This window comes from Acidovorax soli (assembly GCF_900107605.1).
Taxonomy (GTDB): Bacteria; Pseudomonadota; Gammaproteobacteria; order Burkholderiales; family Burkholderiaceae_C; genus Acidovorax; species Acidovorax soli.
This window is the reverse complement of record NZ_FNQJ01000027.1, coordinates 26,518-45,712: the sequence shown is the minus strand read 5'-3', so window position 1 is coordinate 45,712 and position 19,195 is coordinate 26,518. Positions and strand designations below refer to the sequence as shown.

Here is a 19,195-nt window from a genome sequence, read left to right as displayed (position 1 = left end):
GGCCGTATACCGCGAGTTGCTGATCAACAGCCCGCAGCACTCCACCCTCGTTCATTGAAACCCAGGGTGTTGCACTTCACTTTTGAATCCGCCCAGTAACGAGCATCGCGGTTGGTGGTGCTTATCAGGCAAGAGCAACGGTGAAGGATGCATCGGGCGCAGCCGTAGCGAACCGCGTGGTGACTTTCAGCATCAACAACAGTGCTATCGCATCATTGCCTCAAACCACGGCGTTGACCGACTCTTCCGGTGTGGCGCTAGTTCCTGTGAGCGTCGCGTCGTTCACGGCCTCTGGTGCGGCTACGCTGACTGCGGTAGCTGAAGTCACGACGTCGGGAGTGACAGTCTCCGGAACAGGGAGTGTGGATTTCGCGGTCGCTGCAGCGGGTCTGACCTTGTCACCTATTGCAGTCACCACGCCAAATCTTCCTTCCGGCGGGAACACTGCTCTTTCGGTTACTGCACTAGTGAATGATGCTCCTTTAACAGGCACTCCTGTCAACGTGGCATTTTCTGTGTCCTGCGGGCGAATCAATGGATCCGACGCTTCTGCAGGTGGTGTCAGTGTCACAACCAACGGTAGCGGCGTAGCTTCCGCGACATACACGTCTGTGAACCCTGATGGTTCGCTTTGCAGTGGCAATATCAGTTTGTCTGCGGCAAGTGCTGGAGCTGCTACGCGATCTACCACGATTATTGTCGCTGCCCCCGTAGCCAACGCAGTCACGTTTGTCTCGGCTACTCCCAGTCAAATCTTCGTGGCCGGTTCTGGCGCTGCTGAGCAGGCAGTTGTGACCTTCAAGGTGTTCGCTGCATCCGGCACGCCGCTCTCTGGGGTAAACGTTGCTTTCAGTATTCAAGAGAATCCAGGTGGTGTGGGGCTCAATGCGTCTGGTTCTACGTCGAACGTCACCGCTACCACTGACCAGTCGGGTCAAGCATCTGTTTCTGTGTTCTCGGGAACGATTCCCGGCCCCGTCAAGGTCAGGGCCGCATTGGTATCCGCTCCTTCTGTCTTTGCTGAGTCACAAAACCTGACGATTGCTTCTGGCCCACCATCGCAGCGATTCATGAGTTTGTCGGTAAGCAGCTTCAACATTGAAGGGTGGAAGGTGGACGGTACGCCCACACGCCTAACTGTGCGTATTGCGGATCGTCAGGGCAATGCAGTTGCTGACGGAACCGTGGTCAACTTCACCGCTGAAGGTGGCCAAGTTGCAAACAGTTGTGCAACCGCCACTGTTAACAAGATATCTTCTTGCTCGGTAGATTTTGTAACCCAGAATCCCCGACCACCAGGCGGGCGTGCTTCGGTGATGGCGTATCTGGCAGGTACCAAGGATTACGACGACATCAACGCCAATAACATTTTCGATGCGGGTGACGTGTTGAAACAGTTAGGCGATGCATACCGGGACGATAACGAAAATAATGCTTTTGATGCAGGTGAATTCGTCGTGTCGCGCGGTGGCAGCATTGCGTGTCCGGGTGTGGGTGGCGAATTTGCTTCGCTGCTTAACACTTGCAATGAAGGTCTCAGCACTACGGTGCGTCAAACGGCTGTAATCCTGTTCGCGTCATCATCTCCGGATATCTCGACCGATTTAGTCCGGAGTCCGACGGTGATCAGTTTCAAGCTGGGCAGTATTGACAACAAGTTGCTGCCCATGCCCGTGGGTACTACGATTACTGCTATACCTGTGGCAGACGGCTGCACTGTGGGAGACATCAGCGGATCGCCGGTAGTCAATGTTGGCTCCAAGCCAGGGAACCCCGACGAAGATCTGAAAACCAATGTGGCCATTACGCTGAAGGGTTGCGCGGCTGGCCAGCAGATCAACGTGAAAGTTACTTCGCCGGGCGGATTGGTAACTTCCATTCCCGTGACCCTTAACTAAGTGGGTGCTAGTCTCCGACATGATCTGTCACTGCACAGTTCATGTTGAGACGGCGGTCTTGGTTTGTTTGGGCTCACGACTAGCGGAACAGTGGGATTACGTCTCTCTGAAGGGGACAACTCGGTAGACTTGTGTCCATGATGACACTCCTTCCTCTTTCATTGACTGGTGATGCGGAGCAGCGGCCGCTCTCCGATTTTTTGCGCGTGCCGGATAGAAATGCAGCAGACTCAGCGCCGTCTGCTGATGTTCGGTTTTCACCCGATGTTTCGATCAACCTTGGAAAGCGCAGCTACCCCATCGCGATAGGCGCCGGCCTGCTGGCCACGCCTGCCACCTACGCCGCGCTACCCAGCGCTGCTGCCGCCCTCATCGTCACCAACACCACCGTAGCTCCGTTGTACAGCGATGCCTTGCGCGCCGCGCTGGCGCCGAAGTACGCGCAAGTGCACCTGGTGGTGCTGCCCGATGGCGAGGAGCACAAAAACTGGCAGACCCTGAACCTGATTTTTGATGCCCTGCTGCAGCATGGTTGCGACCGCAAGACCGTGCTGTTCGCCCTGGGCGGCGGTGTTGTCGGCGACATGACGGGCTTTGCCGCCGCCAGCTACATGCGCGGTGTGCCCTTCGTACAGGTGCCCACCACGTTGCTGGCACAGGTCGATTCTTCGGTGGGGGGCAAGACGGCCATCAACCATCCGCTGGGCAAGAACATGATCGGCGCGTTCTACCAGCCGCAGTTGGTGGTGTGCGACCTGGCCACGCTCGATACCCTGCCGCCGCGCGAGCTCAGCGCTGGCCTGGCCGAAGTCATCAAGTACGGGCCGATTGCCGACATGGACTTCATGGCCTGGCTGGAAGAAAACATGGAGGCACTGCTGGCCCGCGACCGTACGGCGCTGGCGCATGCGGTGCGGCGCAGTTGCGAGATCAAGGCCTGGGTGGTGGGGCAGGACGAGCGCGAGGCCGGGCTGCGTGCCATTTTGAACTTTGGCCACACCTTTGGCCACGCCATCGAGGCGGGCATGGGCTACGGCGCATGGTTGCATGGCGAGGGTGTGGGTGCCGGCATGGTGATGGCGGCCGAGCTGTCGCGCCGGTTGGGCCTGGTGGACGACGCGTTTGCGGCACGCTTGAAAGCGCTGGTGCAGCGTGCTGGGTTACCCCTGCGCGGGCCGGTGCTGGATGCGGGGGACAATGCCGGCCGCTACCTGGAGCTGATGCGCGTGGACAAGAAATCCGAGGCGGGCGAAATCCGTTTCGTGCTAATCGACGGGCCGGGCCAGGCTTGCGTGCGCGCCGCGCCCGATGCGCTGGTGCGCGAGGTGATTGACGCGTGCTGTGCTTGATTGCGATGGCAATGGCGCCTGCATGCCAGTGAATATCCTCCACTTGCGGCCTGTTTGATGCTCGGTCAAGGCTTGGCACACTATGCCTGCGATCCCGCGCACACCCGTGGACGCAGGCACGCAGAAGCGCCGGCGCCCACGCGCACCGACTACCAGCGCGACCGCGACCGTATCGTGCACTCGTCGGCGTTCCGTCGGCTGGTGTACAAAACCCAGGTTTTTCTGAACCACGAGGGCGATCTGTTTCGCACGCGGCTCACGCATTCGCTGGAGGTGGCCCAGCTGGGGCGCTCGATTGCGCGGTCCTTGTGCATCAACGAAGATCTGGTGGAGGCCATTTCGCTGGCCCACGATCTGGGCCATACCCCTTTCGGGCACGCCGGGCAGGACGCACTCAACGGCTGCATGCAGGCCCATGGCGGGTTCGAGCACAACCTGCAGAGTCTGCGGGTGGTGGACCAGCTGGAAGAGCGCTATCCCGACTACGACGGCATCAATCTCAGCTTCGAGACGCGGGAGGGTGTGCTCAAGCATTGCTCGCAGGCCAATGCGCTGCGGCTGGAGGCCGCTGAACCGGGTGGGGTGGGCGGACGATTTCTGCGCAAGGAACAGCCCAGCCTGGAGGCGCAACTGTGCAATCTGGCCGATGAAATTGCCTACAACGCGCACGACATCGACGACGGTGTGCGTTCGGGTCTGATCACGCTGGCGCAATTGGCCGAGGTGGAGCTGTTTGACCGTTACCGCCGGGTGGCTGAAGCCGAGCACCCGCACCTGGTGGGTGCTGCGATGGAGCGGCGCCTGCTGTATGAAACCATCCGGCGCATGCTCAGTGCGCAGGTGTACGACGTGATTGATGCCACCCGTGCAGCGCTGGCCGATGCCGCGCCACGCAGTGTGGCCGATGTGCGCCGGGCCCCAGCGCTGGTGGGCTTCAGCGCCCCCATGCGGGCACAGTCCTCGGAGCTGAAGCGCTTTCTGTTCAAGAACCTCTACCGCCATCCGCAGGTGGTGGAGACCACCGGGCGCGCGCAGCGTGTGGTGACCGGGTTGTTTGCGGCTTACGTGTCCGAGCCCGGCGAGATGAAACCCCGCTTTACCCGGCAGGCCATGGAGGGCGAACCTTCGGTGCGTGCCCGGGCGGTGGCCGATTTCATCGCCGGCATGACCGACCGCTTTGCAGCGCGTGAGCACGAGCGCCTTACCGGCCTGCGCTTGCTGGGCTGAGGTGCCGGGAGCGCGTCCGCTGCAGATGCCGTGGCAGCGGGCCGGTAAAATGGCACTCCCTTGTTGTCGCCTTTCGAATCCACCTGCCATGAACCTTGCCGCCCCTGCGTCGCCCTCCGCGCCCTCAGAACGGGCCGACCTCGTGACGGCAGACATGGTGCGCTGGCTGGAGCGGGCGGTGATCGGGCTCAATCTGTGCCCCTTTGCCAAGGGCGTGCATGCCAAGGGGCAGGTTCACTATGTGGTGAGCGCCGCCACCGATACCGCAGCGCTGGCGCAGGACTTGCGGCGCGAGCTGGCCGATCTGGCCACAACCCCCGCGGAGGTGCGCGACACCACCTTGCTGATGGCGCCAGGCTGCCTGCAGGATTTTCTGGAATTCAACGATTTCCTCGACGTGGCCGAAGCTGTTCTCCAAGAGTTGGATCTCGATGGAACCCTGCAGATTGCCAGCTTTCATCCCCAGTTCCAGTTTGCCGGAACGGACGCGGACGATGTCACCAACTGCACCAACCGCGCGCCGTATCCCACCTTGCACCTGCTGCGCGAAGACAGCATTGACCGGGCGGTGCAGGCCTACCCCGAAGCGGAGGCCATCTATGAGCGCAACATGGAAGTGCTGGAGCAGCTGGGCATGACGGGCTGGCAGGCACTGGAGGTGGGGGCAAGTATGAGTACGACGGCTGCCGCATCGCCAACGCCCAAGGACCTGGCATGAAGGCCGCGCACCACAAGGCCGCCGTCAACGCGACCGGCAAGAATGCCCCTGCGGCCAGCGCTGAGCTGTCCGAGCTGCGCCCGGGCCAGTCCGTTGAGCTGCTGAAGGAACTGCACATCCTCACGCGCGAAGGGCGCTTGAACCAGGATTCACGGCGCAAGCTCAAGCAGGTGTACCACCTGTTCAACTTCATCGAGCCCTTGCTGCAGGAGCTGTCGGAGGGCGGGCGCAGCCCCACGTTGGCCGACCATGGCGCGGGCAAGTCGTATCTGGGCTTCATCCTGTACGACCTGTATTTCAAGGCACTGGGGCGCGGCCACATCTATGGCATCGAGTGGCGTGCCGAGCTGGTCGAGAAATCGCGTGCGCTGGCCGAGCGGCTGGGGTTCGGGCGCATGTCCTTCCTGAATCTCTCGGTGGCCGCATCCACCGGCGCGGCGGAGCTGCCCGAACGCATCGACGTGGTGACCGCGCTGCACGCCTGTGATACTGCCACCGACGATGCCATTGCCTTCGGCCTGCAAAAGCAGGCGCGTGCCATGGTCATCGTGCCCTGCTGCCAGGCTGAAATGGCGGCCTGTCTGCGCCAGGGCAAGGCGCTGCAACTGGCGCGCACGCCGCTGGCCGAGCTGTGGCGCCACCCGCTGCACACGCGCGAGCTGGGCAGCCAGGTGACGAATGTGCTGCGCTGCCTGCACCTGGAAGCCTGCGGCTACCAGGTCACGGTGACCGAACTGGTGGGCTGGGAGCACAGCATGAAAAACGAGCTGATCATCGCGCGTTATACCGGCCAGAAAAAGCGCAGCGCGCAGGAGCGGCTGCGCGCCATCCTGCGGGAGTTCGGCCTGGAGCAGGCGATGGGCGCGCGGTTCGGGTTGCCAGCGGATGGCATCGCCGTGCCGCAGGGCTGATCCGAGCACCCCTCTTTAATGGGGGTCAGACTCCCATTAAGATTCCGGCTCCGTCATTGTCAGGAGCCCGCCATGGCCCGTTTGCCCCGTCTCACGCTTGCGGGCTATCCGCACCACATCATCCAGCGCGGCAACAACCGCCAGGTGATTTTTGTGGACCGGCAGGACTTCGAGACCATGCTGGCGCTGCTGGCCGAGAACGCGCAGAAGTTTGCCGTGGCCATTCACGCCTATGTGCTGATGGACAACCACTTTCACCTGCTGGCCACGCCGGCCACGGCCGAGGCGCTGCCGCTGATGATGCAGGCCGTGGGGCGCAGTTATGTGCGCTATTTCAATCAGCGCCATGGCCGCAGCGGCACGCTGTGGGAGGGACGCTACCGCTCCACCCTGATCGAGAGCGAGCGCTATCTGCTGGCCTGCATGGTCTATATCGACCTGAACCCGGTGCGCGCCGGCATGGTGGCGCAGCCGGGCGCCTGGCCCTGGTCCAGCCATGCCCATTGCCTGGGGCAACGCATCGACAAACTGGTCACGCCGCATGCCTTGTACTGGGCGCTGGGCAACACGCCGTTTGCACGCGAGGCAGCTTACGCCGCGCTGGTGCAGGCGGGGGTTGGCAGCGGCGAGCAGGCGGCGCTGACCGATGCGGCGCTGCGTGGATGGGCGCTGGGCGATGCAGATTTCGTGGTGGAGCTGCAAAAAAAATCTCTCCGCAGAGTTACGAAAACCAGGCCAGGGCGGCCCAAACTGGCCGGAAAGTTACCAGCCAATTAAGTCTCCAGTGCTTGATGCATCAGTGTAAAACGCTATCAAATTGAATGTGTCCCTTATTTAATTTGTTTCCATTTCCGTTGGGTTTAATTGGAGTCTGACCCCAAATATTGTGCTTGCCTGAATATGTTGCAATGCACTAATCTTGCGGTCCCTGCGAAAAACTTGAGGAGTGCGCCATGACCACGGCTGCCGAGATCCAGCATCTGCAACAACACGGTTTGTATTCATCGGGCAACGAACACGACGCCTGCGGCCTCGGTTTTGTGGCCCACATCAAGGGCATCAAGCGCCACGACATCGTGACGCAGGCCCTGAAGATCCTGGAAAATATCGACCACCGTGGCGCGGTGGGTGCCGACCCGCTGATGGGTGATGGCGCAGGCATCCTGATCCAGATCCCCGACGCGCTCTACCGCGAAGAAATGGCCAAGCAGGGCGTGACCCTGCCAGCGGCGGGTGAGTACGGTGTCGGCATGATCTTCCTGCCCAAGGAACACGCTTCCCGCCTGGCTTGCGAGCAGGAGATGGAGCGCGCCATCAAGGCCGAAGGCCAGGTGCTGCTGGGCTGGCGCGATGTGCCGGTGAATGTGGACATGCCCATGTCGCCCACCGTGCGCAAGAAGGAGCCCATCCTGCGCCAGGTCTTCATCGGCCGAGGCAACGATGTGATCGTGCAGGACGCGCTGGAGCGCAAGCTGTACGTGATCCGCAAGACGGCCAGCGCCAACATCCAGGCGCTCAAGCTCAAGCACAGCAAGGAATACTACGTTCCATCCATGTCCAGCCGCACCGTGGTCTACAAGGGCCTGCTGCTGGCCGACCAGGTGGGTGTGTATTACAAGGACCTGTCGGACGAGCGTTGCATCTCGGCCATCGGCCTGGTGCACCAGCGTTTCTCCACCAACACCTTCCCCGAGTGGCCTTTGGCCCATCCCTACCGCTACGTGGCGCACAACGGTGAAATCAACACCGTCAAGGGCAACTACAACTGGATGAAGGCGCGCGAAGGCGTGATGGCCTCGCCCGTGCTGGCGGCCGACCTGCAAAAGCTCTACCCCATCAGCTTTGCCGACCAGTCCGACACCGCCACGTTCGACAACTGCCTCGAACTGCTCACCATGGCCGGCTACCCCATCAGCCAGGCCGTGATGATGATGATCCCCGAACCCTGGGAGCAGCACACCACCATGGACGAGCGCCGCCGCGCCTTCTATGAGTACCACGCCGCCATGCTGGAGCCCTGGGACGGCCCGGCCTCCATCGTGTTCACCGACGGCCGCCAGATCGGCGCCACGCTGGACCGCAACGGCCTGCGTCCCTCGCGCTACTGCATCACCGATGACGACCTGGTCATCATGGGTTCGGAATCTGGCGTGCTGCCCATCCCCGAGAACAAGATCGTGCGCAAGTGGCGCCTGCAGCCCGGCAAGATGTTCCTGATCGACCTGGAGCAGGGCCGCATGATCGATGACGATGAGCTGAAAGCCAACGTCGTCAACACCAAGCCCTACAAGCAGTGGATCGAGAACCTGCGCATCAAGCTCGACAGCATCGAAGCCGGTGCCGGGGCCTCCGCGCCACAAGTGGCTGACCTGCCGCTGCTGGACCGCCAGCAGGCCTTCGGCTACACGCAGGAAGACATCAAGTTCCTGATGGCGCCCATGGCCAAGAACGGCGAGGAGGGCATTGGCTCCATGGGCAACGACAGCCCGCTGGCCGTGCTCTCGGGCAAGAACAAGCCGCTGTACAACTACTTCAAGCAGCTGTTCGCCCAGGTGACCAACCCGCCGATCGACCCGATCCGCGAGGCCATCGTGATGTCGCTCAACAGCTTCATCGGTCCCAAGCCCAACCTGCTGGACATCAACCAGGTCAACCCGCCGATGCGGCTCGAAGTGAGCCAGCCCGTGCTCGACTTTGCCGGCATGGCCAAGCTGCGCGACATCGAGCGCCACACGAACGGCAAGTTCAAGAGCGCCACCATCGATATCACCTACCCGCTGAGCTGGGGTCGTGAAGGCGTCGAGGCCAAGCTGGCCTCGCTGTGCGCGCAGGCGGTGGACGCCATCAAGGGCGGCGCCAACATCCTCATCATCAGCGACCGCGCCGTGAGCGCCACGCAGGTGGCCATCCCCGCGCTGCTGGCGCTGTCGGCCATCCACCAGCACCTGGTGGGCGCGGGCCTGCGCACCACGGCCGGCCTGGTGGTCGAAACGGGTACCGCCCGCGAAGTGCACCACTTCGCCGTGCTGGCCGGCTACGGCGCCGAGGCCGTGCATCCCTATCTCGCCATGGAAACCCTGGCCGAGATGCACAAGGGCCTGGGCGGCGACCTGTCGGCCGACAAGGCCATCTACAACTACGTCAAGGCCATCGGCAAGGGCCTGTCCAAGATCATGTCCAAGATGGGCGTGAGCACCTACATGAGCTACTGCGGCGCCCAGTTGTTCGAGGCCATCGGCCTGAACACGGACACCGTGGGCAAGTATTTCACCGGCACCGCCAGCCGCGTGGAAGGCATCGGCGTGTTCGAGATCGCCGAAGAAGCCATCCGCATGCATAAGGCGGCCTTTGGTGACGACCCCGTGCTCGAAACCATGCTGGACGCGGGCGGCGAATACGCCTGGCGCGCCCGGGGTGAAGAGCACATGTGGAGCCCCGACGCGATTGCCAAGCTGCAGCACAGCACCCGCGCCAACAACTGGAACACGTACAAGGAATACGCCCAGATCATCAACGACCAGAGCAAGCGCCACATGACGCTGCGCGGCCTGTTCGAGTTCAAGATCGACCCCTCCAAGGCGATCCCGATCGACGAAGTCGAGCCCGCCAAGGAAATCGTCAAGCGCTTTGCCACCGGCGCCATGTCGCTGGGCTCCATCTCCACCGAGGCGCATGCCACCCTGGCCGTGGCCATGAACCGCATCGGCGGCAAGAGCAACACGGGCGAAGGCGGTGAGGACGCTGCGCGCTACCGCAATGAACTCAAGGGCATCCCGATCAAGAAGGGCGATACCTTGAAGAGCGTGATCGGCGCCGAGAACGTCGAGGTCGATCTGCCTTTGCAGGACGGCGACTCGCTGCGCAGCCGCATCAAGCAGGTGGCCTCGGGTCGCTTCGGTGTGACGGCGGAATACCTGTCGTCGGCCGACCAGATCCAGATCAAGATGGCCCAGGGCGCCAAGCCCGGCGAAGGCGGCCAGCTGCCCGGCGGCAAGGTGTCCAACTACATCGGCAAGCTGCGCCATAGCGTGCCGGGCGTGGGCCTGATCTCGCCCCCGCCGCACCACGACATCTACTCCATCGAAGACCTGGCCCAGCTGATCCACGATCTGAAGAACGTGGCGCCGCATGCCGGCATCAGCGTCAAGCTGGTGTCCGAAGTGGGCGTGGGCACTATCGCCGCAGGCGTGGCCAAGTGCAAGAGCGACCACGTGGTGATCGCCGGCCATGACGGCGGCACGGGTGCATCGCCCTGGTCGTCCATCAAGCACGCGGGCGGTCCGTGGGAAATCGGCCTGGCCGAGACCCAGCAGACCCTGGTGCTGAACCGCCTGCGTGGCCGCATCCGCGTGCAGGCCGACGGCCAGATGAAGACCGGCCGCGACGTCGCCATCGGCGCGCTGCTGGGCGCCGACGAGTTCGGCTTTGCCACGGCCCCGCTGGTGGTCGAGGGCTGCATCATGATGCGCAAATGCCACCTCAACACCTGCCCCGTGGGCGTGGCCACGCAGGACCCAGCGCTGCGCAAGAAGTTCTCGGGCAAGCCCGAGCATGTGGTGAACTACTTCTTCTTCATTGCCGAAGAAGTGCGCCAGATCATGGCCCAGCTGGGCATCCGCAAGTTCGACGACCTGATCGGCCGTACCGACCTGCTCGACATGCGCCAGGGCCTGGAACACTGGAAGGCCCGTGGCCTGGACTTTGGCCGCCTGTTCGCGCAGCCCAACGTGCCCGCCGACGTGCCGCGCTTCCATGTGGATGTGCAAGACCACAACATCGGGCACACGCTGGACCGCAAGCTCATCGAGCGCAGCCAGCCTGCCATCGAAAAGGGCGAGCGCGTGCAGTTCATCGAAGTGGCGCGCAACGTGAACCGCTCCGTGGGCGCCATGCTCTCGGGCGCGGTGACCCGCGTGCACCCCGAAGGCCTGCCCGACGACACCATCCGCATCCAGCTCGAAGGCACGGGCGGCCAGTCGTTCGGCGCCTTCCTCACGCGTGGCATCACGCTGTACCTGATCGGCGACGCCAACGACTACACGGGCAAGGGCCTGTCGGGCGGCCGCGTCATCGTGCGTCCCAGCATCGACTTCCGCGGCGACACGGTGCGCAACACCATCGTGGGCAACACGGTGATGTACGGTGCCACCGCGGGGGAGTCCTTCTTCAGCGGCGTGGCAGGCGAGCGCTTTGCCGTGCGCCTGTCCGGCGCCACCACCGTGGTGGAAGGCACGGGCGACCATGGTTGCGAGTACATGACGGGCGGCACCGTGGTGGTGCTCGGCAAGACCGGCCGCAACTTCGCCGCCGGCATGAGCGGCGGCGTCGCCTATGTGTACGACGAAGACGGCCAGTTCGACACCCGTTGCAACATGTCCATGGTCACGCTGGAGCGCATCCTGCCCTCGGCCGAACAGGAAGCCACGGTACCGCGCTCCATCTGGCACAACGACCAGACGGACGAAGCCCAGCTCAAGAAGCTGCTGGAAGACCACAACCGCTGGACGGGCAGCAAGCGCGCACGCGAGCTGCTCGACAACTGGGCCGCATCGCGCAGCAAGTTCGTCAAGGTTTTCCCGACCGAGTACAAGCGCGCGTTGTCTGAAATTTATGAACGAAAAGTGATGGAAGAGCAAGCTACGCCTGCGGTAGTAGCTACCAAAAAGGACGCGATCCCGGCCAAGTAAGGCGGCATTGCAACCCTTTGCACACCATTCATAGACAAGGACACCGACATCATGGGAAAGACCACCGGCTTCATGGAATACGAGCGCATCGAAGAGGGCTACAAGCCCGTGCCCGAGCGCCTGAAGCACTACAAGGAATTCGTCATCGGCCTCGACGAGAGCCAGGCCAAGCTGCAGGGTGCGCGCTGCATGGACTGCGGCACGCCGTTCTGCAACAACGGCTGCCCGGTGAACAACATCATTCCGGACTTCAATGACCTCGTGTACCACGCGGACTGGAAGAGCGCGATCGAGGTGCTGCACAGCACCAACAACTTCCCCGAGTTCACCGGCCGCATCTGCCCCGCGCCCTGCGAGGCCGCCTGCGTGCTCAACGTGAACGACGACGCCGTGGGCATCAAGTCCATCGAGCACGCGATCATCGACCGCGCCTGGGCCGAAGGCTGGGTGCAACCGCGCCCTGCCAAGCACCAGACGGGCAAGAAGGTGGCGGTGGTGGGTTCCGGCCCCGCAGGCTTGGCCGCTGCCCAGCAACTGGCCCGCGCAGGCCACAGCGTCACGCTGTTCGAGAAGAACGACCGTGTGGGCGGCCTGCTGCGCTATGGCATCCCCGACTTCAAGATGGAGAAGTCGCACATCGACCGCCGCGTCAAGCAGCTCGAAGCCGAAGGTGTGGTCATCCGCACCAGCGTGTTCGTGGGCGCCGCCAAGGACGGCCTGGGCAAGGACTCCAAGGTCACCAACTGGGCCAAGGAAACCGTCACGCCCGAGCAGCTGAACAAGGAGTTCGATGCTGTGCTGCTGACGGGGGGCGCCGAGCAGTCGCGCGACTTGCCCGTGCCGGGTCGCGAGCTCGATGGCATCCACTTTGCCATGGAGTTCCTGCCCCAGCAGAACAAAATCAACGCGGGCGACAAGCTCAAGGGCCAGATCCTGGCCACGGGCAAGCATGTCATCGTGATCGGTGGCGGCGATACAGGCAGCGACTGCGTGGGTACCAGCAACCGCCACGGAGCGGCCAGCGTGACCCAGTTTGAGGTGATGCCCCAGCCCCCCGAGGTGGAAAACCGCCCTCTGACCTGGCCCTACTGGCCGCTCAAGCTGCGCACCAGCTCTAGCCACGAAGAGGGCTGCGTGCGCGAGTTCGCCATCTCCACCAAGGAGTTCACGGGTGAAAAGGGCAAGGTCAAGGGCCTGACCACCGTGCAGGTCGAGTTCAAGGACGGCAAGCTGGTCGAGATCGCAGGTACCGAAAAGCACTACCAGGCCGACCTGGTGCTGCTGGCCATGGGTTTTGTGAGCCCGGTGGCGCCCGTGCTCGATGCCTTTGGCGTGGACAAGGATGCGCGCGGCAACGCCCGCGCCACCACGGAGTTCGACGGCGGCTACGCCACCAATGTGCCCAAGGTGTTCGCCGCCGGCGATATCCGCCGCGGGCAGAGCCTGGTGGTCTGGGCGATCCGCGAAGGCCGCCAGGCGGCGCGTGCGGTGGACGAGTTCCTGATGGGCTACTCCGACCTGCCGCGCTGAGCGGGCAACCGCACCGGCCTTTCCAACGGCGCCCGCGGGCGCCGTTGGTGTTTGTATTGCTACAATTTTAATAGCTTGAGGCGCTTGTCCAGTGCGCGCTGGTGCCATGCTTCGCTCGTTATCCCCAGGGTGGCGCATGGTGGCCAGGGTGCCGGCAGGCCGCATCGATGGGAGAATGCAGGGTTTTCCCGGGGCGTGAAACACTGCACCAGTGGTGGTGCATGCCCCCTCCGGCGTTGCCGTCCTGTCTGTTCTTTTTGAAAATCGTCACACCATGAAGAAAATTGCTGCTGTTGCTTTGCTGACCCTGGGCGCCGTACTGGCGGGATGCTCCAAGCAGGAGTCTGCCGCGCCCGCCGCCGCACCGGCGCCAGCCGCTGTCACCAAGATCGTCGTCGGCCTGGACGACAACTTCCCGCCCATGGGTTTTCGCAACGAGAAGAACGAACTGGTCGGTTTTGACATCGACATGGCCAGGGAGGCCGCCAAGCGCCTGGGCCTGGAAGTCGAATTCAAGCCCATCGACTGGAGCGCCAAGGAAGCCGAGCTGTCGGGCAAGCGCGTGGACGCGCTGTGGAACGGCCTGACCATCACCGAAGAGCGCAAGCAGAACATTGCGTTCACCGCGCCCTACATGGAAAACCACCAGATCATCGTGGTGCCTGCCAACTCCGCCATCAAGTCCAAGGCCGATCTGGCGGGCAAGGTGGTGGGCGCGCAGGAAGGCTCCAGCGCCGTCGATGCGATCAAGAAGGAAGACGCCGTCTTCCGGTCCTTCAAGGAGTTCAAGACCTTCGGCGACAACGTGACCGCCCTGATGGACCTGAGCACCGGCCGCCTGCAAGCCGTGGTGGTCGATGAGGTGGTGGGCCGCTACTACGTGGCCAAGAAGCCGGGCGACTACGCCGTGCTGGATGACAACTTCGGCACCGAGGAATATGGCGTGGGCCTGCGCAAGGACGACACCGAGCTGCACGGCAAGCTCGACAAGGCCCTGACCGACATGAAGCAGGATGGTGCTGCAGCGAAAATTGCCGAACAGTGGTTCGGCAAGAACATCATCAAGTAAGCTCCCCGCCATCAGGCCCGTGGCCCGCACCGGCAGCGCCCTTCATCGGCCTGCCGGTGTTTTTCGTTCACGCGACTGGAAGTCATTGCATGGACTACGTTCTCTCCCTCCTGGGGCCGCTGGCGCAGGGCGCCACAGTCACCCTGAAACTGTTTGCGATCACGCTGGCGCTGGCCGTGCCGCTGGGGCTGTTGCTGGCGCTGGCGCGGGTGTCGCATGTCAAGCCGTTGTCGGCGGCGGTGAATGGCTACATCTGGCTCATGCGGGGCACGCCGCTCATGCTGCAGATGCTGTTCATCTACTTTGCGCTGCCCTTCGTGCCGGTGATCGGGGTGCGCCTGCCCGACTTTCCGGCTGCCGTGGCGGCTTTTGCGCTGAACTACGCAGCCTACTTCGCCGAAATCTTCCGTGCGGGTATCCAGTCGGTGGACCGGGGCCAGTACGAGGCCGGCAAGGTGCTGGGCATGAACTACGGCCAGACCATGCGCCGCATCGTGCTGCCGCAGATGGTGCGCAGCATTCTGCCGCCCATGAGCAACGAGACTATCACCCTGGTCAAGGACACGTCCCTCATCTACGTGCTGGCCCTGAACGACCTGCTGCGTGCCGCGCGCGGCATCGTGCAGCGCGACTTCACCACCACGCCCTTCATCGTGGCCGCGGCCTTTTACCTGCTCATGACCCTGTTGCTTACCTGGGGTTTCCAGCGCCTGGAGAAACGCTATGCCAAGTACGACCAGTGACGCCGCGCCCATGATCGAGGCGCGCGACGTGCGCAAGCGCTTTGGCCACAACGAGGTGCTGCGCGGCGTGTCGCTGCGGGTAGCGCCCGGCGAGGTGGTGGCCATCATCGGCCCCTCGGGCTCGGGCAAGAGCACCTTTTTGCGCTGCCTGAATCACCTTGAAACCATCGACAGCGGCCATGTCGCCATCGAAGGCGAGGCGCTCGCCACCACCGATGCCCAGGGCCGCTGTACCTATGTGCCCGACGCCGAACTGCGCCGCATCTGCGCCAAGACCGGCATGGTGTTCCAGCACTTCAACCTGTTCCCGCACCTCACGGTGCTGGAGAACCTCATCGAGGCGCCGATGGTGGTGCAGGGCCTGGCGCGCGACGCTGCAGTAGCCCGCGCCGAGGCGCTGCTGGCCAAGGTGGGCCTGTCCCCGAAGCGCGACAACTACCCCGCGCGCCTGTCGGGCGGGCAAAAGCAGCGCGTGGCCATTGCGCGCGCGCTGTGCATGCAGCCCGACATCATGCTGTTCGACGAACCCACCTCCGCGCTCGACCCCGAGCTCACCGGCGAGGTGCTGCGCACCATGCGCGAACTGGCCGAGGAGCACATGACCATGCTGGTGGTCACCCACGAGATGGGTTTTGCACGCGAGGTGGCCCACACGGTGGCTTTCATGGACCAGGGCGAGCTGGTGGCAGCGCGTGCGGCGGGGGAGTTCTTTGCCGATCCAGGGCATGAGCGGGCGCGGGCGTTTTTGCAGCACATGCTGTGACTATGGGATGGAATGGGAATTTTTCCTTGCCTGGCAAGCGGTAGTAGCTATGGTTTTTATGGTTTTTGCTCGTTTTTCTGCTCCGGCCTGTCCCGCTACAGCACGCGCCAGGCACCGCAAGGTGGGCCACGGTGGGCGCGCGTGCAACGAATTTTTTATAACCGTCAAGCATAGGCAAGCGTCACTTGCATGCCACAGGTTTTAACGATCGGCTGGGCAGTACCGAGGGGTTTCCCCTATGATGCGGGTCCTGCTGTCAGGGTCCCGGCCCTCGACGGCGTTTTTTGTTCTGCACCATGCCATCCAACGATTCATCGGCTGCCAGCGCGCTGGCGGAACTGCGCAACGTCACCTTCGGGTACGGCGAGCGCGTGATCCTGCGCGACCTGTCGTTGAAGATTCCGCGTGGCAAGGTCACGGCGCTCATGGGTGCGTCGGGGGGCGGCAAGACGACGGTGCTGCGCCTCATCGGCGGCCAGTACCGGGCGCAGCGGGGCGAAGTGCTGTTCGATCAGCAGGATGTGGGGCGCATGGATGCGGCGGGCCTGTATGCGGCGCGCCGGCGCATGGGCATGCTGTTTCAGTTTGGCGCCCTGTTCACCGATCTGAATGTGTTCGACAACGTGGCGTTTCCGCTGCGTGAGCACACCGATCTGTCGGATGCGCTGGTGCGCGACATCGTGCTCATGAAGCTCCATGCCGTGGGCCTGCGCGGTGCGCGCGACCTGATGCCCAGCCAGATCTCGGGCGGCATGGCGCGGCGCGTGGCCCTGGCCCGGGCGATTGCGCTGGACCCCGAGCTGGTCATGTACGACGAGCCCTTTGCCGGGCTCGACCCCATTTCGCTGGGCACGGCCGCGCAACTCATCCGGCAGCTCAATGATGCCATGGGGCTCACCACCATCCTCGTGTCGCACGACCTCGAAGCCACCTTTGCCCTGGCCGACCATGTGGTCATCCTGGGCGCCGGCGTGGTGGCGGCCCAGGGCACCCCCGATGAAGTGCGCGCCAGCACCGATCCGCTGGTGCACCAGTTTGTCAACGCGCTGCCCACGGGCCCGGTGCCCTTCCATTACCCGGGGCCCACGGTGGCGAGCGACTTTGGTCCGGTGCAAGGGAGGTCGGCATGAGTTGGTGGCGTCCTTCCGATGTGGGCCTGGCCGTGCGCAGCCAGCTGGCGGATGCGGGGCAGGCGGCGCGCCTGTTCTGGCAGCTGATACGCCAGGTTCCGGCGGCCGTGCAGCGCCCTGGACTGGTGCGCGACCAGGTGCATTTCCTGGGCAATTATTCGCTGGCCATCATTGCGGTGTCCGGCCTGTTCGTGGGCTTTGTGATGGCGCTGCAGGGCTATTACACGCTGCAGGATTTTGGTTCGACCGAGGCGCTGGGCCAGCTGGTGGCGCTGAGCCTGCTGCGCGAGCTGGGGCCGGTCATCACCGCCTTGCTGTTTGCCGGGCGCGCTGGCACCTCGCTCACGGCCGAGATCGGCCTGATGCGCGCGGGTGAGCAATTGAGCGCCATGGAAATGATGGCCGTGGACCCCGTGCGCCGCATCCTGGTGCCCCGTTTCTGGGCGGGTGTCATCGCCATGCCCCTGCTGTCGCTGGTGTTCAATGCCGTAGGCGTGGTGGGCGGCTGGGTCGTGGCCGTGCCCATGATCGGCCTGGACGGCGGGGCATTCTGGAGCCAGATGCAGGGCGGCGTGGATGTTTTCAGTGACCTGGGCAACAGCGTCATCAAGAGCCTGGTGTTTGGTTTTACCGTGACCTTCGTGGCGCTGCTGCAGGGCTACACGGCCAAGCCGACGCCGGAAGGGGTTTCGCGCGCCACTACGCGCACCGTGGTGATGGCCTCGCTGGCGGTGCTGGCGCTGGACTTCCTCCTCACGGCCATGATGTTCAGTATCTGACGCGGGCGCAGCCGGCGTGACAAGGAAAGCACGATGCAACAATCCAAAAACGATCTCTGGGTAGGCCTGTTTGTGATGCTGGGGGCGGCCGCGCTGGTGTTTCTGGCGCTGCAGTCGGCCAATCTGCTGCACCTGAACTTTCAGACCGGCTACCGCGTGACCGCGCGTTTCGACAACATTGGCGGCCTCAAGCCCAAGGCGGCGGTGCGCAGTGCCGGCGTGGTGGTCGGGCGTGTGGAGTCGATCACGTTTGACGACAAGACCTTCCAGGCGCGTGTGACACTGGAACTGGACAAGCAGTATGCTTTCCCCAAGGACAGTTCCCTGAAGATCCTGACCAGCGGCCTGCTGGGTGAGCAATACATCGGTATCGAGGCAGGTGCCGACGAAAACAACCTGGTGGCGGGTGACAGCCTCACCGCCACCCAGTCGGCCGTGGTTCTGGAAAACCTGATTGGACAGTTTCTTTACAGCAAGGCGGAAGAGGGCGGCAAGCCGTCGGGCGCAGGTAGCAAAAAATGATGATGTGGACGACTGCGGGCTTCGCTCGCCATGATGGACAGCCCCGGTTTGCCCGCGCTACATTGCGCGGGTGCGCCCTGGTGCTGGGGGCTGTGCTGCTGGCCGGATGTGCCAGCGGGCCGGGCACCCATCCCCGGGATCCGCTGGAGCCCTACAACCGCAGCATGACCCGGTTCAACGACAGCGTGGACGAAGCGGTCCTGAAACCCGTGGCCACGGCCTACAAGGATGTCGTTCCCTCCCCCGTGCGCACGGGGGTGAACAACTTTTTCGGCAACCTGGGGGATGTCTGGTCGTTTGTGAACAGCGTCCTGCAGTTGCACCCCGAAGATGCGATGTCCAGCCTGGTGCGCTTCAACGTCAACACGGTGTTTGGTCTGGGCGGGCTGCTCGATATCGCCACGGAGATGGGAGTGGACCGCAACCGGCAGGACTTCGGTCTCACGCTGGGGCGCTGGGGTGTACCCACGGGGCCTTATCTGGTGCTGCCGCTGCTGGGACCCTCCACGGTGCGCGACACTGCGGCATTGCCCGTGGACATGCAGGGCAACCTGCTCGGCCAGTGGGATTCGGTGGCTGCGCGCAATTCTCTGTATGCCTTGCGTGCGGTGGATACCCGGGCCAGCCTGCTGGGGGCCGGGGCCGTGCTGGAAGGTGCTGCGCTCGACAAATACAGTTTCACGCGGGACGTGTTTCTGCAGAGGCGCGCTCTGCGCTCGGGTGCCCAGGAAGCCGACGGGAACGACGACAGCGGCGGTGTGCTGCCGCCAGAACCCGACCAGTGAGCGCGGGCGTTGTTGCGGGCGGTTGCAACTGCTTGCAACCCCGCAACACAACGACGCATGGCGTACACCGCGTGCCGTCACAAT

Annotated in this window: 15 protein-coding genes; all 15 read left to right on the top strand. The window is 63.5% G+C overall.

The window, feature by feature from the left end; translation table 11 throughout:
* Nucleotides 1-140: 140 nt before the first annotated feature.
* The 15 genes from BLW02_RS19745 to BLW02_RS15230 all read left to right on the top strand — a co-directional run bounded on the left by BLW02_RS19745 (nucleotide 141) and on the right by BLW02_RS15230 (nucleotide 19,111).
* Complete coding sequence (locus BLW02_RS19745) at nucleotides 141-1,898, top strand: Ig-like domain-containing protein (RefSeq protein ID WP_139285391.1); 1,758 nt, start codon at nucleotides 141-143, stop codon at nucleotides 1,896-1,898.
* A 161-nt stretch (nucleotides 1,899-2,059) separates the two neighbouring features.
* Nucleotides 2,060-3,247, top strand: a complete 1,188-nt coding sequence (aroB, locus tag BLW02_RS15295; RefSeq protein WP_425285667.1) for a 3-dehydroquinate synthase — start codon at nucleotides 2,060-2,062, stop codon at nucleotides 3,245-3,247.
* Between the two features lie 57 nt (nucleotides 3,248-3,304).
* Nucleotides 3,305-4,474, top strand: a complete 1,170-nt coding sequence (locus BLW02_RS15290; RefSeq protein WP_092699969.1) for a deoxyguanosinetriphosphate triphosphohydrolase — start codon at nucleotides 3,305-3,307, stop codon at nucleotides 4,472-4,474.
* An 88-nt stretch (nucleotides 4,475-4,562) separates the two neighbouring features.
* On the top strand, nucleotides 4,563-5,192 hold the full coding sequence (locus BLW02_RS15285) for a DUF1415 domain-containing protein (RefSeq protein ID WP_092699967.1): 630 nt from the start codon (nucleotides 4,563-4,565) through the stop codon (nucleotides 5,190-5,192).
* A complete protein-coding gene (locus tag BLW02_RS15280) occupies nucleotides 5,189-6,103 on the top strand; it encodes a class I SAM-dependent methyltransferase (RefSeq protein WP_092699965.1) in 915 nt (304 codons plus the stop codon). Before BLW02_RS15285 ends, BLW02_RS15280 begins: the two co-directional genes overlap by 4 nt.
* 72 nt (nucleotides 6,104-6,175) lie before the next feature.
* Nucleotides 6,176-6,880, top strand: coding sequence for a transposase (locus BLW02_RS15275; protein WP_092699963.1), 705 nt, complete (start codon nucleotides 6,176-6,178; stop codon nucleotides 6,878-6,880).
* 176 nt (nucleotides 6,881-7,056) lie between these two features.
* Nucleotides 7,057-11,790: a glutamate synthase-related protein gene (locus BLW02_RS15270; protein WP_092699961.1), complete on the top strand. Its 4,734-nt coding sequence runs from the start codon at nucleotides 7,057-7,059 to the stop codon at nucleotides 11,788-11,790.
* Between the two features lie 51 nt (nucleotides 11,791-11,841).
* On the top strand, nucleotides 11,842-13,320 hold the full coding sequence (locus tag BLW02_RS15265; RefSeq protein ID WP_092699959.1) for a glutamate synthase subunit beta: 1,479 nt from the start codon (nucleotides 11,842-11,844) through the stop codon (nucleotides 13,318-13,320).
* 274 nt (nucleotides 13,321-13,594) lie between these two features.
* A complete protein-coding gene (locus tag BLW02_RS15260) occupies nucleotides 13,595-14,389 on the top strand; it encodes an amino acid ABC transporter substrate-binding protein (RefSeq protein WP_092699957.1) in 795 nt (264 codons plus the stop codon).
* Nucleotides 14,390-14,478: 89 nt separating this feature from the next.
* Entirely contained in the window at nucleotides 14,479-15,132 is a 654-nt protein-coding gene (locus BLW02_RS15255) for an amino acid ABC transporter permease (protein ID WP_092699955.1), read from the top strand.
* Nucleotides 15,113-15,895 (top strand): amino acid ABC transporter ATP-binding protein, encoded by a 783-nt coding sequence (locus tag BLW02_RS15250; RefSeq protein ID WP_092699953.1) that lies wholly within the window; start codon nucleotides 15,113-15,115, stop codon nucleotides 15,893-15,895. The genes BLW02_RS15255 and BLW02_RS15250 overlap by 20 nt, the downstream gene beginning before the upstream one ends.
* A gap of 296 nt (nucleotides 15,896-16,191) precedes the next feature.
* On the top strand, nucleotides 16,192-17,025 hold the full coding sequence (locus BLW02_RS15245) for an ABC transporter ATP-binding protein (RefSeq protein ID WP_092699951.1): 834 nt from the start codon (nucleotides 16,192-16,194) through the stop codon (nucleotides 17,023-17,025).
* The gene (mlaE, locus tag BLW02_RS15240) at nucleotides 17,022-17,804 is read left to right on the top strand and encodes a lipid asymmetry maintenance ABC transporter permease subunit MlaE (RefSeq protein ID WP_092699949.1); all 783 of its coding nucleotides are present in this window, start codon (nucleotides 17,022-17,024) and stop codon (nucleotides 17,802-17,804) included. Before BLW02_RS15245 ends, mlaE begins: the two co-directional genes overlap by 4 nt.
* Before the next feature lie 33 nt (nucleotides 17,805-17,837).
* A complete protein-coding gene (mlaD, locus tag BLW02_RS15235) occupies nucleotides 17,838-18,326 on the top strand; it encodes an outer membrane lipid asymmetry maintenance protein MlaD (protein WP_092699947.1) in 489 nt (162 codons plus the stop codon).
* Entirely contained in the window at nucleotides 18,326-19,111 is a 786-nt protein-coding gene (locus tag BLW02_RS15230) for an MlaA family lipoprotein (RefSeq protein WP_244273717.1), read from the top strand. The genes mlaD and BLW02_RS15230 overlap by 1 nt, the downstream gene beginning before the upstream one ends.
* Nucleotides 19,112-19,195: the final 84 nt, after the last annotated feature.

Bases quoted from the DNA above. Each gene is read 5' to 3' on its own strand.
- BLW02_RS15280 (WP_092699965.1), top strand. From the start codon at position 5,189: ATGAAGGCCGCGCACCACAAGGCCGCCGTCAACGCGACCGGCAAGAAT.
- BLW02_RS15265 (WP_092699959.1), top strand. From the start codon at position 11,842: ATGGGAAAGACCACCGGCTTCATGGAATACGAGCGCATCGAAGAGGGC.
- BLW02_RS15230 (WP_244273717.1), top strand. From the start codon at position 18,326: ATGATGTGGACGACTGCGGGCTTCGCTCGCCATGATGGACAGCCCCGG.
- BLW02_RS15270 (WP_092699961.1), top strand. From the start codon at position 7,057: ATGACCACGGCTGCCGAGATCCAGCATCTGCAACAACACGGTTTGTAT.
- BLW02_RS15290 (WP_092699969.1), top strand. From the start codon at position 3,305: ATGCTCGGTCAAGGCTTGGCACACTATGCCTGCGATCCCGCGCACACC.
- BLW02_RS15245 (WP_092699951.1), top strand. From the start codon at position 16,192: ATGCCATCCAACGATTCATCGGCTGCCAGCGCGCTGGCGGAACTGCGC.
- BLW02_RS15275 (WP_092699963.1), top strand. From the start codon at position 6,176: ATGGCCCGTTTGCCCCGTCTCACGCTTGCGGGCTATCCGCACCACATC.
- mlaE (WP_092699949.1), top strand. From the start codon at position 17,022: ATGAGTTGGTGGCGTCCTTCCGATGTGGGCCTGGCCGTGCGCAGCCAG.
- BLW02_RS15260 (WP_092699957.1), top strand. From the start codon at position 13,595: ATGAAGAAAATTGCTGCTGTTGCTTTGCTGACCCTGGGCGCCGTACTG.
- BLW02_RS15255 (WP_092699955.1), top strand. From the start codon at position 14,479: ATGGACTACGTTCTCTCCCTCCTGGGGCCGCTGGCGCAGGGCGCCACA.
- BLW02_RS15250 (WP_092699953.1), top strand. From the start codon at position 15,113: ATGCCAAGTACGACCAGTGACGCCGCGCCCATGATCGAGGCGCGCGAC.
- BLW02_RS15285 (WP_092699967.1), top strand. From the start codon at position 4,563: ATGAACCTTGCCGCCCCTGCGTCGCCCTCCGCGCCCTCAGAACGGGCC.
- mlaD (WP_092699947.1), top strand. From the start codon at position 17,838: ATGCAACAATCCAAAAACGATCTCTGGGTAGGCCTGTTTGTGATGCTG.